The sequence below is a fragment of the Flexithrix dorotheae DSM 6795 genome (assembly GCF_000379765.1).
In the GTDB taxonomy this organism is placed as follows: Bacteria; Bacteroidota; Bacteroidia; order Cytophagales; family Flammeovirgaceae; genus Flexithrix; species Flexithrix dorotheae.
Genome location: NZ_KB903520.1, coordinates 86,859 through 102,438 on the forward strand (window position 1 = coordinate 86,859; position 15,580 = coordinate 102,438).

Here is a 15,580-nt window from a genome sequence, read left to right on the forward strand (position 1 = left end):
TGGCCTTAAATCACAAATTTGTTGAATGTTAAGGGAAACTCTGTTAAGTTGCCAGTTAATTAAAATTGACTGGAATTTTTTAATATCAAATTTTTTAAATCCAAAAAACAATGAGTCTTAAGGAAAAGGTAGAATCGGATATGAAAACAGCCATGAAGGCAAAAGATAAAGATACTTTAAGAGCATTAAGAAGTATCAAGTCTTTGATCCTATTGGCTGAAACCGAAAAAGGTTCGGGTGAGGACGGGCTTTCTGAAGAAGCTGAAATGAAATTATTAAGCAAGGCTGCTAAGCAAAGAAAGGACTCAGCTGAAATTTATACGAAAGAAGGAAGAACTGAATTAGCGGAGACTGAATTATCGGAATTGGCAGTAATAGAGAAGTATTTGCCCAAACAAATGTCGGATGAAGAACTAGAAGCGGAATTGAAAGCTATTATTGCTGAAACAGGTGCCACTGGGATGAAAGAAATGGGTAAGGTAATGGGAATGGCTTCAAAAAAACTGGCCGGAAAAGCTGATAATAAAAAGATTTCAATGTTTGTGAAAAATGCATTGAGTGGAAACTAATTATTGCTCCGGGTGAAGGCCCGGAGTTTTTTTAATAAGTTGATTTTCAATTTCTTTCGGCAAAATTAAATTAAAAACCAACTGATTTTGTTTAAGAAAGTAAATGCCAATACTTTAGAAGAAGGCAATATTTTTAAATTATTTCTGATTGAGGATCAGGAAACTAAATATTAAGGGAAAGGATATTTTCTGTAAAAGCAATAATGATTGAGGCTATACATTCTGCTATTTTTTTACAAATTGCCAAAGGGGTTGATGGATATTTTTCATCCTACATCAGGGTGATCGATTTGGTTTTGGCTTTTTTTATTATTTGGGGAGCTTACAAAGGATTTAGAAGGGGATTTATCGTAGAGATTATCAGCCTGATCACTTTTCTATTGCTCATTTATGGAATATTTTTCGCCATTACTGTTTTATTTAATAAGGCCGACCAGTCAACTTTTAATACACCCAAGGGAATTCGCTTTGGTACTTTTTTCCTCTTTTTTGTGATCATTTCCCTGGCGCTGAAAACCTTCGGCAGAATTATACAGAATAAAATAGATTATTCTGTGTTCGATGATTTCGACAATTATATGGCCATGATTCTGGGAGGATTAAAATATGCAACTTTCATGAGCATTCTCCTTGGCTTATTAAAAGCTGTAGGGTTTGAATTTTCACAGGAAATCATTTCCGACACCCACCTTTATCCATTGCTCATTGACTACCAGGATTGGCTGGTAGGCGCTGGGGCTACCATTGCTCCAACCATAGGTACAATTCATGAAGACATGTTAAGAATGCTCAAGTGATATTATTACTGGATAATTTTGATTCCTTTACCTATAATCTGGTGGATTACTTTGCCCAATTGGGAGTGGAGTGTAGGGTATTACGCAACGACCTGCCCTTGGAAGAAATCACCTGCCATCAATATTCCGGAATTGTGCTTTCACCCGGCCCTGGAATTCCAAGGCATTCGGGAAATCTTTTGAAAGTAATCCATCATTATTATCAATCTCATCCAATGTTGGGTATTTGCCTTGGTCATCAGGCCATTGGGGAGTTTTTTGGGGGCAGTTTACATAAAGCCATCAAACCAATGCACGGAAAGGTTTCGAATATTATCTGTGATGATGATGAAATGTTTAAAGACATTCCGAAGGAAATAAAAATTGTACGCTATCATTCCCTTGTGGTGGATAAATTTCCGGAGGATCTTAAAATTACAGCCCAAACAATAGAAAATGAAGTAATGGCTATGAAACATCATAGCCTTCCCGTTTGGGCCGTACAATATCATCCAGAAGCAGCACTTACCGAATTTGGGTTGAATTTACTGGAAAACTGGGTTAATCGATTTCATATTGTTTAGTTTTTTCCTATCTCCAATTTAAAGGGATAATTATTTCATTTCAACAAACTGGTAAGTTGGAAAGTTGAGGAAAAAACAGTAAACTGGGAAATATTTTTACCTTACTAAAACTGAAACAAACTACTTCGCCCGTGTTAATCATTATCCTTTTAATACTGAGTGTATTATTTATTATTCTCTCCACCACAAAATTTCAATTACACCCTTTTTTAGCCTTACTTTTCGCTGCCATTGGCTTTGGATTATTTTCCGGAATGCCACTGAGTGAGATTGTACAATCTATTAATGATGGTTTTGGCAAAACACTTGGGTTTATCGGGATTGTAATCATTTTGGGTACTATCATCGGTACATTTCTGGAAAATTCAGGTGGAGCTTATGCCATGGCAGAAAAAATGCTTAAAATTATAGGGCAAAAAATGGTGCCGCTTACCATGGCGATCATCGGTTATATTGTATCTATTCCGGTATTTGCCGATTCCGGTTTTGTAATTTTATCTCCATTAAATAAAGCTTTGTCCAAAAGGGCCGGGATTTCCCTTGCGGGTTCCACTGTGGCCCTTGCTGTTGGGCTCACTGCTTCACATACCATGGTTCCTCCAACCCCCGGACCAATTGCAGCGGCTGGGATTATTGAAGCCGACCTGGGAATGGTGATCATGTTTGGGATCCCCATTAGTATATTATCCGTTGCTGTGGGCTGGTTGTTTGCCAAGAAAATTGCTTCCAAAACTTATATCGATCCTAATCCAGAACTCTCTGAAGAAGCCATTTTTGAAAAACTGAAAAATGCCCCCTCTCCCTTTAAAGCTTTCATTCCAATTCTTTTACCCATTGTACTGATCATTTTAAAGTCTGTAAGTGACCTGCCCAGCAAACCTTTTGGGGAAGAGTCCTTGTTTGAAATCATGAATTTTGTGGGTAATCCTGTCATAGCTCTTTTGATTGGAGTTTTATTATCATTTTCCTTACCTAAAAAATTTGACAAACAATTGCTTTCTACTTCCGGATGGGTGGGAAAGGGATTAATGGATGCCGCCATTATCATCATGATTACCGGGGCTGGTGGGGCATTTGGAAAGGTTTTGCAAAATTCCGGAATAGCTGGGTTGCTGGGAGATTCCCTGGCAAGTGCCAACTTAGGAATTTGGCTGCCCTTCGTAATTGCTGCCGCATTAAAATCTTCCCAGGGTTCTTCTACAGTTGCCTTAATTACGGCTGCTTCCATTGTGGCCCCATTAACTGGTGCGCTTGGTTTTGATACCCCAATGGATAAAGCACTTCTGGTTTTGGCTATAGGAGCGGGCTCAGCAGTGGTATCTCATGTAAATGATAGTTTTTTCTGGGTGGTCACACAAATGACAGGAATGGATGTGAAACAGGGATACAAATTACATTCAGCTGGAACAGGAGTTTTGGGAATTACGGCTGCTATTCTTATCTGGATTACCAGTTTGGTGATGATGTGATTTTGAAAGAAAAGAGGCTGTCCGGGGAATAAACGGCCCTCCTCTTTTCCTTGCCTGGTAACCAGTAGGACAAAAATAATAACCTTTCAATTTGTCTTCCCGAGTAGAACTTTTGTAATTATTTAAAGGCCTGAATACCTGTTATTTCATGTCCTAAAATCAATAGATGAATATCATGTGTACCTTCATAAGTAATCACAGATTCCAGGTTCATCATGTGACGCATAATTGAATAATCCTGGGTAATGCCCATGCCTCCTAATATTTGCCGGGCTTCTCTGGCTATATTGATGGCCATTTCCACATTATTCCTTTTTGCCATTGAGATTTGTGCGGTGGTAGCTTTCCCTTCATTTTTAAGTTGACCAAGCCTCAAACTTAAAAGTTGTGCTTTGGTGATTTCTGTGAGCATCTCAGAAAGCTTCTTTTGGATTAACTGGAAACTGGCAATTGGCTTATCAAACTGAATCCTTTCCAATGCGTATTTTCTGGCTGTTTCATAACAATCCATTGCGGCACCAATTGCACCCCAGGAAATTCCATATCTGGCAGAATCAAGGCATTTAAGAGGTGCTCCCAGCCCTGATTTTCCAGGAAGTAAGTTTTCTTTCGGAATCTTTACGTTATCGAAAACCAATTCACCGGTAATACTTGCTCTTAATGACCATTTTCCATGAATTTCAGGTGCAGAAAATCCTTCCATACCTTTTTCCACAATCACTCCATGAATTCTTCCCTCCTCATTTTTGGCCCAAACCACCGCAATATCGGCAATTGGGGAGTTGGAAATCCACATTTTTGATCCGTTCAGGATATAATGATCACCCATATCCTTAATATTGGTGGTCATTCCTCCAGGGTTTGAGCCGTGGTTGGGTTCAGTTAAGCCAAAACAACCCAAAAATTCTCCGGTGGCTAATTTGGGGAGGTATTTTCTTTTTTGTTCTTCGGAGCCAAAAGCAAATATGGGATACATGACCAGAGAACTCTGTACAGAAACAGTTGATCTCATCCCAGAGTCTCCTTTTTCTATTTCCTGCATGATCAGGCCATAGGTAATTTCATCAAATCCACCTCCACCATATTCCTGTGGAATGGTGGCTCCAAAAGCTCCGATTTCACCAAATTGTTTTACCAAATGCCTGGGGAAATACGCTTTTTCATAGCAGTCATCTATGATGGGGTTGATTTCCTTCACCACAAATTGTTTTATGGATTCCTGGATTAATAGGTGTTCTTCTGTCAGTAAATCTGAAATACCGTAAAAATCGGTTTGAGGAAGGGGCTCATTTTGCGGTTTTCTGATGAAATTTTTTTCTTCTTGTGTATTCATATGTGTAATGTTCAGTGGTTTTTACAAATTTAGAAATATTGTAATTTAATAATAGAGACGATAAATAATTTTGGCTTTTCGGTAGCGGGTTTGTTTTAAAGAATAGTGTTATTTACAGTGTTATGCATAATTAATCCCTGTGTTTGGTATGAATTTATCAAAAAGTTAAGTGTTTTTTTGAAAAATTTGCAAATAAGGTAAGAATTAAAAAAGTGTAAAAACAGGCCGGATTATTATGATATTATTAACAATAATGAATTAAATTCAATTTTATATTAAAATAATTTTAAATTAATTGGTTGTAATTTGTTTTTTTATTTTTATATTTGGGAAACGTTAAAAATTAATCCTATGAATTTATTTGACTATTCAACGTTGCTTTATCCTTAGTCTTCTAAATATGAAAATGAATCTTTACTAATTAACAAGTTGTCTATGTAGCAAAATTACCAATTACTATTTACTATTCTTAGATTAAGTAAAGTTTTAAAAATGGATGTTTCAATTGCGAAAATGTCCATTTTTTTTATGCCCATATTTTTTATAATTGTAGCAATTCTTAGATGGAAAGAAAAACTACCTTTTAATTTGTTCCATTTGATTGATATTGAGATGAAATTACTCAATATTAAAAAAGTACTGGTCCTTACCCTCCATATTAATTCCCATATCTTTATATTTACGCTTTTAAAAATTTAAAAACTTTAGCCTGATATAGAATTATGTTTTTAGACCTTTTGGCTGTAATAAAATGGAATCCTGACCCTGAAATATTTACTGTTGGCCCGATTACCGTAAGATGGTACGGGTTATTATTTGCGATGGGGTTTCTAATAGGCCAATTTATATTTTTAAGGATATTTAAAGCCGAAGGAAAACCAGAGGAAGATGTAGAAACCCTCACTATTTATATGGTTTTGGCCACAATACTCGGTGCCAGAATAGGCCATTGCTTATTTTATGACCCGGTTTATTACCTGTCCAATCCTCTTGAAATTTTAATGGTTTGGAAAGGTGGACTCGCAAGCCATGGAGCAACAATTGGTATTTTAACTGCTCTATTCATTTATGTGAATTACTCTGTAAAATCAAAATTGTTATTTGGAATAGTTCCTACTTCAATTACAGTAAAAAAACAAAAAAGACCGGGACAGAGCTATTTGTGGATTCTGGATAGAATTGTAATTATTGTCGCACTTGCAGGCTGTTTTATCCGATTTGGAAACTTAATGAATTCGGAAATTATAGGTATTCCCACAGATGTGCCATGGGCTTTTGTTTTTGAAAGGTTAAATGACCCTCAGCCAAGGCATCCTGCCCAACTTTATGAATCTATTTCATGCCTTTTTTTATTTTTTATCCTTTTTGCTCTTTGGAATAAATGGAAGTCAAACACTCCTGAAGGATTACTTTTTGGTATTTTCCTGGTCTATTGTTTCGGGCTTCGGTTCTTTTATGAGTTTCTTAAAGAGGTACAGGAAAGCTTTGAAAATGATTTGCCTTTAAAAATGGGACAAATATTAAGTATTCCATTAGTGTTGGCAGGCTTCTATGTTATTTTCCGTAGTACCAAACAAAAAGTAAAAGCCTAAAAACTTTCATGATGTATAAGTCATAAAAAAACCTGCCTTAAAAAAGCAGGTTTTTTCGTTTTCCAATAATAATTTATCAAAAAATATGAAAATGAAACTATTTCTAATGTTTAGAAATAGGGACTTAATAGCTAAAATTTATATCTCACAAAAGCTTCAATAGCTTCATATTCTGTTAAACCTAACTCATCATAAATTCTGGCGGTTTCACGGTTTCTATCCTCTGCTCTCTGCCAGAACTCTCTCAAATCATTTCCGGGGAATACAGGAGTATCTTTTTGAGACTGGTGTTTGAAAATTGCTTTTCTCTTTCGAATTAATTCCTCAGGGCTAATTGGAACTGCCATCTCAATTTCTTCCAGGTCCCATTCCTGCCATGCTCCTCTGTAAAGCCACACATAGCAGTCTTTCATCCATTCCTTATCTTTTAGCAATTCAATTGCTCCAAAAATAGCTTCAAGACAAACTTTATGCGTACCGTGAGGGTCTCTCAGGTCACCTGCGGCAAATATTTGATGAGGTTTTATTTCCTCCAGCAAATCAGCAATAATTTGGATATCTTCCTTGCCCACAGGCTTTTTCTTTACCTGGCCTGTTTCATAAAATGGAAGATTTAAAAAGTGCATATTTTCTTCAGGAACGCCACAGAATCTACAACCTGCAGCTGCTTCACCTTTCCTGATCAAACCTTTAATGGTTCTTACTACAGCCGTATCTTCTTCTCCTAACTTCTTGGTTTTCAGGAAAGAGGATAATTCCTCGTGGATTTTACTCATTTCTAATTCTCCAATCCCAAGATTTTTAGCAAGGTCCAATGCAAAATCAGCATATCTTCTCGCATCATCATCGAATACAGCAATATTTCCTGAAGTTTGATAAGCTACATGTACATCATGTCCCTGATCGGCTAACCTGATTAAGGTTCCTCCCATTGAAATTACATCATCATCGGGGTGGGGACTGAAAATAATAGATCTTTTCAAGGCAGGCTCTGCTCTTTCCGGTCTGAATTTGTCATCGGAGTTAGGTTTTCCACCAGGCCAACCTGTAATGGTATTTTGAATTGCTTTAAAGACCTCAATATTAATATTATATGCATGACCTTTTTCCACAAGAAGGTCTCTTAATTCCCAGTTTTTATAATCATCATCTGTTAATTTAAGGATTGGCTTTCCTGTTTTCTGACTTAGCCAAACTACAGCCCTTTTAATTAGTTGATCCTCCCAATTACAGATACCCACCAACCATGGTGTTTTTACCCTGCTCAATTCCAGGGCTGCCCACTGGTCAATTACTACATTCACATTTTTATGGTATTGTAAAAAGGAAGCCGGTACTTCATCGGATATTTTCCCTTCTACCATCTCTTTTACTACTTTGGCTTTGCCATCTCCCCAGGCTAAAAGGACAATCCTTTTGGCATTCATAATGGTTCCTACACCCATGGTTATCGCTCTGGAAGGTACATATTCCTCCTTGATAAAATCCTTGGTTGCATCAGTGATGGTAATAGGATCCAATTTAACCAGTCGGGTGGGGGAGTCCAGTTTTGATCCGGGCTCATTAAAACCAATATGACCAGTACGCCCGATTCCCAGAAGCTGCAGATCAATTCCGCCCAATTCTTTGATCTTTTGGTCATACTTTTGGCAATATCCTTTTATGTCCTGAATTTCCAGTGTGCCATTGGGAATATGGATATTTTCTGGTTTAATATCGATATGGTTGAATAAATGCTCATGCATAAAATACACATAACTCTGCAATGCATCCGGCTGCATGGGGAAGTATTCATCCAGGTTAAAAGTAATTACATTTTGAAAGCTAAGGTTTTCATCTTTGTGTAACCTTACTAATTCTTTATATACATTAATTGGAGATGATCCGGTAGCTAATCCTAAAACTGTCTTTTCTCCAAGGGCTTCTTTTTCCTTGATTAATTTGGCAATTTCCTGTGCTACACTTATCGCTCCCTGCTTGGCTTCATTAAAAATGTTAACCGGTAATTTTTCTAAGGTTCTTTCTGAATAATTTAATACTTCCATTTTTTGATAAAGATTTGACTTTTTTTGGTTGCTTACTCTGTTAAGAAATTGTATTTTTTTTATAATTTTTGAATTTAATTGATTCAAATATATATTATTTCTGTTAAAAAAAACATTTTTGAGTCAATTTTTGTGTGCGCACACAGTTAATGATTGTTTACGTGTGTCCGAACACAAATTAGGCACTGCTCTAAATAATGAATAGATGAACCATTTTTTTACTTTTTCGATATTATTATAATTATTTTAATATTGATTAAAGTTTGATTTTGCTTTAAAATTCCTTTTATTGTAATTTTGAAATTAAACACAATTCAATTTTGGAAAAGGGAAGTATTAGGATTAAAGATATTGCTGAAAAAGCAAATGTTTCTGTTGGGACCGTAGACAGGGTATTACACAATAGAGGGAATGTATCCGAGAAAGCCAAAAAAAAGGTGCTGGCCATCATTAAAGAACTGAACTATGAGCCCAATCTGATTGCCCGAACTTTGGGTACCAATAAGGTTTTTAATATTGCCGCTTTAGTGCCGGATCCGGACCTGGATTTATATTGGAGGGAACCTTTTAACGGTATCGAAAAAGCTGAAAAGGAATTTTTTCAATATGGCATAAGAATTAAAAAATATACCTACAACCAATATAATCCTGATACTTTTATTGAAAGTGCAAACCAGGTTTTGGAAAATAAACCTGACGCAATTTTGGTTGCTCCCATATTTTTTAATGTTTCCCAGGAATTTTTAGGAAATTGTAAAGAAAGAAATATTCCCTTTGTATTAATCAATACAGATGACAGAGCCCAAAAACCTTTGAGTTATATTGGCCAGGATTCTTATCAAAGTGGATTGCTGGCCGCAAAAATGCTTCATTATGGGATAAATGGGGGCGGAAAATTGCTAATTGCCCATTTGGCGGAGGATTTGGAAAGTTCTACTCACCTTATAAAAAAGGAAAAGGGTTTTAGACATTATTTTGAACAACAGGAAGAGTTGGACGATCAGTTTGAAATTGTGAGTCATTATTTGAAGATTCCCTTTCAGGTGCCCTTACTCGATCAAATGGATGCCATCATGAATATTAATCCGGATATTGCTGGCATTTTTGTTACTACCTCTAAGGCCTTTGAAATAGCTGGTTATCTTGAAGTGATTGGAAGGGAGGATATAAAGTTAATTGGATATGATCTATTAGAGCCTAATATCAATTATTTGGAAAAAGGAGTAATTGATTTTTTAATTAACCAAAATGCCAAAGGACAGGGTTATTTAGGGGTATCTGTTTTAAATGATTACCTAATTTTTAAGAAAAAGGTTGACCAGCTTAAATATTTGCCACTGGATATCATTTCCAAAGAAAACCTTCAGTATTATATTGATTCTGAAAAGTAATCGGGCGAAATAATGAAGTTTTTTTTAAGATTATTTCTGCGTTTTTTCAATTGATGTAAATCATATAAAAATCTTCTGATTTCTGTATAATAATTTATACTGAAATGCTTTTTAATTAAAAAGAAAAACCTATTTGTCTGATGGATTTTAAGGAAGTAGAAAATAATTTATATGTAACCTCTCTTACTGGAAAAAACGAGGAGATTGTTCACTTTGAGGAGATAGGCTTTGATAACATGAATTGTATCAGGATTTATCCCAGTAATGATCCGGAAATTTTTAATTTCCAGTTGAGAGCCAAGCAATCTCTAAAAGGGAAGCAGAAAGAAAGAAATATCGTTGCCACTGTCAAATTTAAGGCGGAAGACCTTCAAAGAATGGTGGATTTCATGAAAGAAAATTGTGCTGTGAAAAGTTAGGTAATTGTAAATTAGCCTACCCATAGTTATCAAAACGTTTGGTTGGAATTAGGGAATTGATTTTATTCGCTTCTCAATTCTGGCCAAACGTTTTTTTATGCACTTGTTTAAGCTTTTGTTGTTTCCTTTTTCCATTCTTTACGATTTCATCACCCGATTTAGAAATCATCTCTATGATATTGGGAATAAACCTTCCGTCAGGTTTGACGTTCCGGTGGTTAATGTGGGAAATATCACAGTAGGGGGGACCGGAAAAACACCTCATATTGAATATTTAATCAGGAATTTAAAATCTGATTTCAAACTAGGGACACTAAGCCGGGGGTATGGGAGAAAAACCAAAGGTTTGGTGATCGCAGATCATGAGGCTAATGCCAAAAAAATTGGTGATGAGCCATTTCAATTTTATTCCAAATTTGGTGATGAAATAACTGTGGCTGTATGTGAGGAAAGGATTATAGGAATTCCTGCCATTTTATCTGAAGCGCCTGAAACAGAGGTTGTTTTGCTGGATGATGCCTTTCAACATAGGAAAGTTAAGCCTCAACTCAATATTTTGCTTACCGACTATAAAAGGTTATTTACCAAAGACTTTGTTTTGCCATTTGGCAGACTAAGGGAAAGCAGATATGGTGCAAAGCGGGCTGATTGTGTTATTGTATCAAAATGTCCGGAAGATTTGGAAGAGAGGGAAAAGAATCAAATAGAAGAAGAAATAATTCATTATACAAAGCCAGAAACTCCAGTCTTCTTTACAAAAATCAGTTATGGTGTTCCCAAAGCTGTATTTGATAATAATTCAAGCTCTGAGGCCAGTCTGCAAAAGGCAAATCTTTTTCTGGTGACAGGAATTGCCAACTCGCAATATCTAACCAGTGAGCTTGAAAAAGAAGCTGTAGTGCTGGGCCATAAGGAATTTCCTGATCACCATGAATATGCCTTAAGTGATGCTGAAAAGATTATTGCAGCGTTTCAAAAACTGAGTGGCAGGGAAAAGTATATTTTGACTACTGAAAAAGATGCGGTAAAGTTCAGGTCTCCGGAATTCCAGGAATTGTTCCGTAATATTCCCTTTTATTATTTGCCCATTGAAGTAAGTTTTCAGAATGGAGAAAGTGATTTTTTAGCAATAGTTAAAAATAAAATTAGGGAGGCCAATAGAAATAATAAATAACTGAATTTTTTTCCAAAAAAATATTTATGCAATTTCTTATTGATAATCAAATGTTTATGTGTAATCAAGTTGTGTTTCCGATAAGTTTTTTTGAAAAATTTTTAGAAAAAATTTTGCGAGATAAATAAATTATTTATGTTTGCACCACCAAAATGAAAACGGGGTGATATAGCTCAGTTGGTAGAGCATCGGACTGAAAATCCGTGAGTCGGTGGTTCGAATCCACCTATCACCACCAAAGTAAAAACCCGCAGGAATTTTCTTGCGGGTTTTTTGATTTTGGATAAAAATAAATGGAGACTATTTTAGATCCTTTCCCAAATTTCTTCCAGCCAGGTGGAATCTTTTAGGACATACTCCAGAGTTTCAGGATCAATTTCATATTCCTTGGTGTATCCGGATTGGTAAAGTGTTTTCCCGTCAAATCTGACCTGGAAATGCGCTGAAGTTCCGGTAAGGTCTACTTCTTCATCTTCAAAGAAATGAATATGTTCAATGTAATTTGCGCCATCAAAGGCATAAGTTCCTCCACCCGAACCAATTACATTTTTTTCATCATAGGAAACCCATGTAAAGTGGGAATCAGTGATTAATTTAATTTTTGTCATTAAATCATCCGGCCATTCGGAATAAATACTGTCCGTTCCATATTTGTATTTTCGCAGTTTCCAGGTTCCAGCTACATGTTGAAGGTCTTTTTCTTCAGACATTGCGGCTACCTGTACGTTCTCATCTCCAGATTTTCCTTGTGGATTGCAACCATTCAGAAAATATATGAAAACCAATAGGGAAATAGTGGCTATAAGCTTTTTCATAATTAATTGTTAAGGTTTTAGAGTGTTGTTAGAAATATTTAAAATTTATCTATAAGAGTTAGCCAGCCCTTTGTGATCGAAAGACTGATTATCCCACCAAGAAATGAGGAAAATCAGGCTTGTAATGAATCTATATGGGGCAAACTAAGGTAAAAGTCAGACTTAGCAATATTTTCAGCCGAATCACAAGGTTTAGAATGATTATTCAAAAAGACGCTTTAAAACTTTGGCCCTGATGCCAAGCCTTCACACAAATCATTCCTGTGAAAATTTAATATTCCTGGTTTTGAAAGATTTGTTTGTTTTGAATTCTGAAGGTTTGTTTGTGGGAGTATGAAGATTTTAATAATGCAAGTAACTGGTATTATCGTTAGGTCAGAAATTGCTGATTAGGCTAATTTGGAAACTCAAGGTAAATGCTAGTTTTAGTTTAACCAGAGCTGGTTTTTGAAAGATTTTTTGAGTTTGCTGCCTGAAATCAATATAATTAAATTCGGGAAAGATTCAAATGTTTTTTGGGATTTATTAAAGACTTAATTTTTCTCTCATATAATCTATCGTTTTGTTTAGATTATGGATGTGAGAAGTGTCAAATATATACCGGTCTGGTCTTAGAACTACGACTTCAACTCTGTGCCTTGAGAACCATTTCTTCAATTCATTGTCGGAATCACAAACTTCCTCATCCATTTTGAGTTCATCTGAGGTATTTTTAATCATTAGAACTTTGAAATTGATTCTTTTGAGGAAATCCTGGTTTTGTTGGCTAAGTACCGGGATGGGAGATTGATACAAACTAAGGATAACAAATCCTTTTCCTAAGACCTTATCCAGTTTTATAGAAGTGGCTTCCCCTTTAATATGGACTTCTGGTTGAATAAAGAGCTTTCCTTTGGTTTTTTTATTTCTGCCAAAGTATCCATTGCTTAAGGGGATTTCGCTGATTTTAATCTTTCTCAGATGGTTGGGTAAAACCCAGGCCGCTGCTTTTAATAAAGAAGATAACTTTGAAATGAATAATTTGCCCACAAGGATGGTAAGTATTATTACTTTGAAGACATGCGAAAACCTTTCTTTCTGATAACTTTCCAACAATTTATCTCCTGCATTTTCCTGAATTTTTAAAAAGAGTTTCCAGCTTAAATTTGAAACATCTCTTATTCCTGCAGCCATTCCCTGGCCGATATAAGGAGGCATTTGATGGGCAGCATCTCCTGTCAGAAAAACCTTGTTTACCCTCCATTTCTTTGCAATTACTGACCGAAACTGATAAAAAGCTATATGCCTAATTTCAATCTCTTTTGGATCAATGACTTTTGAAAGATTTTTTTCCACAAATTCTGGGGATTCGGCCAGGGATTTAGGGATTTTTTTGTGTAGTGAAAATTCCCATCTTAAATGATTTGCTCTGCCATTTAAAAATACAAAGGAACCAAGTTTTGGTTCGCAAAGCTTTTGAATCCAGCTACTGAATTGAGGATAATTTCCGGTTTTAGTAGTCAGGTCAATTTTTAAATTAGCACTGGTAAATCCCAGATTTCTCAGGGGTAATTTCAGGAATTTCCTCACTGTACTATTTGCACCATCACAACCTATCAGGTATTTACCCTTTACTGAAAGTGGGTTTCCATTATCTACCAAAGAGAGGCTTATTTCATTTGTGGATTGGGAAAGTGTGGTGAATTTTACTCCCATTTTTACATCCACATTCTCAAATCTTTGTACTCCCTGATGTAAACAACTTTCTAACTCTGGTTGGTAGAATAAATAGCTGGATTCCCACCCGGAAGAAACCCCTTTTGTGATTTGGAATAAAACTTTTTGATTTTTGTCAATAAGCTGGAGTCCTGGAACCGGTTTGGAAATTTCTAATATTTCCTTCTCCAGATCTATGTATTGAAAAATCCGCATGATTTCATCATCAAAATGAATAGCTCTGGGAATATTATAGAGCGTAGTGTTTTTTTCAATTACAAGGGTTTTTAGCCCATACATTCCGAAAATATTGGCTGCTACCATGCCTACTGGCCCGTACCCTACAATGATTACATCATAATTTAAAGTCATAATTTCTTGTACAAATCGTAAAATTTTTCACTGGTGAATCGGATTTAGAAGGTTGATTTTTTTATGGATAGGTGTTAAGGTTCTAAATCAATAGATGAAGGTTTATGGTACAGAATAATCAGTCGTTTTCGGTGATTATTGTCATGTTTTATAACAAAGGCTAAAGTTAATTTTAGATTATTATAAAAAGCCTCCTTGCCAATTTTTTAACACTTCAGACTCACAAAGCGCAAAAGCGTTTTCCATTTTTTTACATTAAAAATAATCTTATTATGAACCTGAGTCTTCCCTTGTCAGAAATTATGACTGCTACAGTCAGGACTGTAAATGCTGAGGATAAAATAAAAGTAATTAAAGAAGTTTTTGATCAGAATTTTTATCAGCATATTCCTGTGACCCATGATAACAGATTAATTGGAATCGTAAGTTATAAGGATTTTTTACATGTGAGTTATGGTGCTTCACTAGTGAAAGCAACTGAAGAAGAAATAAACAGCCTGATTTATCATACCATTACAGTTAGTGAAATCATGACTAAAAATGTTTTTACTTTAAAAAGTAACCAAACCATTTCGGATGCCATTTCATTATTTGAAACCAATAAGTTTCACGCCATTCCAATTGTGGAAAGGGAAAAACTGGTAGGGATTGTCACCACTTTCGACCTGATAAAATATATGAAACTGGCAGATTATTCTGATCAGCTTGTCTAGAGCCTTTAGAATTAATCTTAAAAAAATTATGGCAACATAGCTTATTTCTCTATTGGAATAACCACTTCGGAGGTATCCCAACTAAGAATCATTTTCGCCTTATCTGCACCGTCATTTTGTAGAAGAATGGTAAATTGTTCTAATGGGGTGTCTCTGTAATTTACGGGAACTGTCGCTTTCAGCACATCTAAATCGTAATTGGGTTCCATATATCCCCATTGTCCTAATTCCGTATTGAAGGCTATGGTCCATTGCTCTTTTCCAGGAACAGTGTAAAACCTGTATCTTCCTGCCTTTAAGTCTTTTCCTGCAACTTTTACATCATTTTTGAAAGTAATTTCTGTGGCATCATTAGCTCCCGTTCTCCAATAGGTACCATAAGGTTGGAGAGCTTCCTCATCCTCAGAACCAAAAATAACCCTATCTTTTTTGTAAGGTCTGCAATAAATCACTTCAATATTAAAACCATCTTCAGTGTAAGTAGCTGTATCCTGGGGACTATGGTTTTTGGTAGTGGCTACTGTATAAACAATGTAAAATATGATGGCGAATATTAATATACCCAGCCCTTTAAATAATAGTTTCCTCATTTCAATTTATTCTTTTTAGTTTGATAGCTTTTTTTAGTATATA

General features: G+C 35.7%; 14 protein-coding genes and 1 tRNA gene. 10 read left to right on the top strand and 5 right to left on the bottom strand.

Annotation, left to right across the window (positions count from 1 at the left end; all coding sequences use genetic code 11):
- Positions 1 to 110 precede the first annotated feature (110 nt).
- The 4 genes from A3EM_RS0139855 (at position 111) to A3EM_RS0139875 (ending at position 3,398) form a co-directional block, all read left to right on the top strand.
- Positions 111 to 569: a GatB/YqeY domain-containing protein gene (locus A3EM_RS0139855; RefSeq protein ID WP_020533835.1), complete on the top strand. Its 459-nt coding sequence runs from the start codon at positions 111 to 113 to the stop codon at positions 567 to 569.
- Between the two features lie 203 nt (positions 570 to 772).
- Entirely contained in the window at positions 773 to 1,366 is a 594-nt protein-coding gene (locus tag A3EM_RS0139865) for a CvpA family protein (protein ID WP_020533836.1), read from the top strand.
- Positions 1,363 to 1,929 carry an anthranilate synthase component II gene (locus tag A3EM_RS0139870; RefSeq protein WP_020533837.1) on the top strand — a complete coding sequence of 189 codons (567 nt, stop codon included), beginning with the start codon at positions 1,363 to 1,365 and terminating at the stop codon, positions 1,927 to 1,929. The genes A3EM_RS0139865 and A3EM_RS0139870 overlap by 4 nt, the downstream gene beginning before the upstream one ends.
- 131 nt (positions 1,930 to 2,060) lie before the next feature.
- Entirely contained in the window at positions 2,061 to 3,398 is a 1,338-nt protein-coding gene (locus A3EM_RS0139875) for a GntP family permease (RefSeq protein ID WP_020533838.1), read from the top strand.
- Positions 3,399 to 3,516: 118 nt separating this feature from the next.
- Here the strand turns inward: A3EM_RS0139875 and A3EM_RS0139880 are convergent, their stop codons facing one another.
- On the bottom strand, positions 3,517 to 4,731 hold the full coding sequence (locus A3EM_RS0139880) for an acyl-CoA dehydrogenase family protein (RefSeq protein ID WP_020533839.1): 1,215 nt from the start codon (positions 4,729 to 4,731) through the stop codon (positions 3,517 to 3,519).
- Positions 4,732 to 5,453: 722 nt separating this feature from the next.
- On the opposite strand from A3EM_RS0139880, the gene lgt reads away from it, so the two are divergent.
- On the top strand, positions 5,454 to 6,323 hold the full coding sequence (gene lgt, locus A3EM_RS0139890) for a prolipoprotein diacylglyceryl transferase (RefSeq protein ID WP_020533841.1): 870 nt from the start codon (positions 5,454 to 5,456) through the stop codon (positions 6,321 to 6,323).
- Positions 6,324 to 6,454: 131 nt separating this feature from the next.
- Here lgt and nagB read toward each other — a convergent pair whose 3' ends face one another.
- The gene (gene nagB / locus A3EM_RS0139895; RefSeq protein ID WP_020533842.1) at positions 6,455 to 8,455 is read right to left on the bottom strand and encodes a glucosamine-6-phosphate deaminase; all 2,001 of its coding nucleotides are present in this window, start codon (positions 8,453 to 8,455) and stop codon (positions 6,455 to 6,457) included.
- 233 nt (positions 8,456 to 8,688) lie between these two features.
- Between nagB and A3EM_RS0139900 the strand changes: the two genes are divergently transcribed.
- The 4 genes from A3EM_RS0139900 (at position 8,689) to A3EM_RS0139920 (ending at position 11,590) form a co-directional block, all read left to right on the top strand.
- A complete protein-coding gene (locus A3EM_RS0139900; protein WP_020533843.1) occupies positions 8,689 to 9,759 on the top strand; it encodes a substrate-binding domain-containing protein in 1,071 nt (356 codons plus the stop codon).
- Positions 9,760 to 9,899: 140 nt separating this feature from the next.
- Positions 9,900 to 10,178, top strand: a complete 279-nt coding sequence (locus A3EM_RS0139905; RefSeq protein WP_020533844.1) for a hypothetical protein — start codon at positions 9,900 to 9,902, stop codon at positions 10,176 to 10,178.
- Between the two features lie 97 nt (positions 10,179 to 10,275).
- Positions 10,276 to 11,352, top strand: a complete 1,077-nt coding sequence (gene lpxK / locus A3EM_RS0139910) for a tetraacyldisaccharide 4'-kinase (RefSeq protein WP_020533845.1) — start codon at positions 10,276 to 10,278, stop codon at positions 11,350 to 11,352.
- A gap of 162 nt (positions 11,353 to 11,514) precedes the next feature.
- A tRNA-Phe gene (locus A3EM_RS0139920) sits at positions 11,515 to 11,590 on the top strand.
- Between the two features lie 67 nt (positions 11,591 to 11,657).
- Here A3EM_RS0139920 and A3EM_RS0139925 read toward each other — a convergent pair.
- Positions 11,658 to 12,167, bottom strand: coding sequence for a hypothetical protein (locus A3EM_RS0139925; RefSeq protein ID WP_020533847.1), 510 nt, complete (start codon positions 12,165 to 12,167; stop codon positions 11,658 to 11,660).
- 525 nt (positions 12,168 to 12,692) lie between these two features.
- Positions 12,693 to 14,234 (bottom strand): bifunctional 3-(3-hydroxy-phenyl)propionate/3-hydroxycinnamic acid hydroxylase, encoded by a 1,542-nt coding sequence (locus A3EM_RS0139935; RefSeq protein ID WP_020533849.1) that lies wholly within the window; start codon positions 14,232 to 14,234, stop codon positions 12,693 to 12,695.
- A 272-nt stretch (positions 14,235 to 14,506) separates the two neighbouring features.
- On the opposite strand from A3EM_RS0139935, the gene A3EM_RS0139940 reads away from it, so the two are divergent.
- Complete coding sequence (locus A3EM_RS0139940; protein WP_020533850.1) at positions 14,507 to 14,947, top strand: CBS domain-containing protein; 441 nt, start codon at positions 14,507 to 14,509, stop codon at positions 14,945 to 14,947.
- A 41-nt stretch (positions 14,948 to 14,988) separates the two neighbouring features.
- Here the strand turns inward: A3EM_RS0139940 and A3EM_RS0139945 are convergent, their stop codons facing one another.
- Positions 14,989 to 15,537 carry a DUF2911 domain-containing protein gene (locus A3EM_RS0139945; protein ID WP_020533851.1) on the bottom strand — a complete coding sequence of 183 codons (549 nt, stop codon included), beginning with the start codon at positions 15,535 to 15,537 and terminating at the stop codon, positions 14,989 to 14,991.
- Between the last annotated feature and the right edge of the window lie 43 nt (positions 15,538 to 15,580).

Bases quoted from the DNA above. Each gene is read 5' to 3' on its own strand.
- A3EM_RS0139925 (WP_020533847.1), bottom strand. From the start codon at position 12,167: ATGAAAAAGCTTATAGCCACTATTTCCCTATTGGTTTTCATATATTTT.
- A3EM_RS0139865 (WP_020533836.1), top strand. From the start codon at position 773: ATGATTGAGGCTATACATTCTGCTATTTTTTTACAAATTGCCAAAGGG.
- A3EM_RS0139880 (WP_020533839.1), bottom strand. From the start codon at position 4,731: ATGAATACACAAGAAGAAAAAAATTTCATCAGAAAACCGCAAAATGAG.
- lpxK (WP_020533845.1), top strand. From the start codon at position 10,276: ATGCACTTGTTTAAGCTTTTGTTGTTTCCTTTTTCCATTCTTTACGAT.
- A3EM_RS0139940 (WP_020533850.1), top strand. From the start codon at position 14,507: ATGAACCTGAGTCTTCCCTTGTCAGAAATTATGACTGCTACAGTCAGG.
- A3EM_RS0139935 (WP_020533849.1), bottom strand. From the start codon at position 14,234: ATGACTTTAAATTATGATGTAATCATTGTAGGGTACGGGCCAGTAGGC.
- lgt (WP_020533841.1), top strand. From the start codon at position 5,454: ATGTTTTTAGACCTTTTGGCTGTAATAAAATGGAATCCTGACCCTGAA.
- A3EM_RS0139905 (WP_020533844.1), top strand. From the start codon at position 9,900: ATGGATTTTAAGGAAGTAGAAAATAATTTATATGTAACCTCTCTTACT.
- A3EM_RS0139945 (WP_020533851.1), bottom strand. From the start codon at position 15,537: ATGAGGAAACTATTATTTAAAGGGCTGGGTATATTAATATTCGCCATC.
- A3EM_RS0139855 (WP_020533835.1), top strand. From the start codon at position 111: ATGAGTCTTAAGGAAAAGGTAGAATCGGATATGAAAACAGCCATGAAG.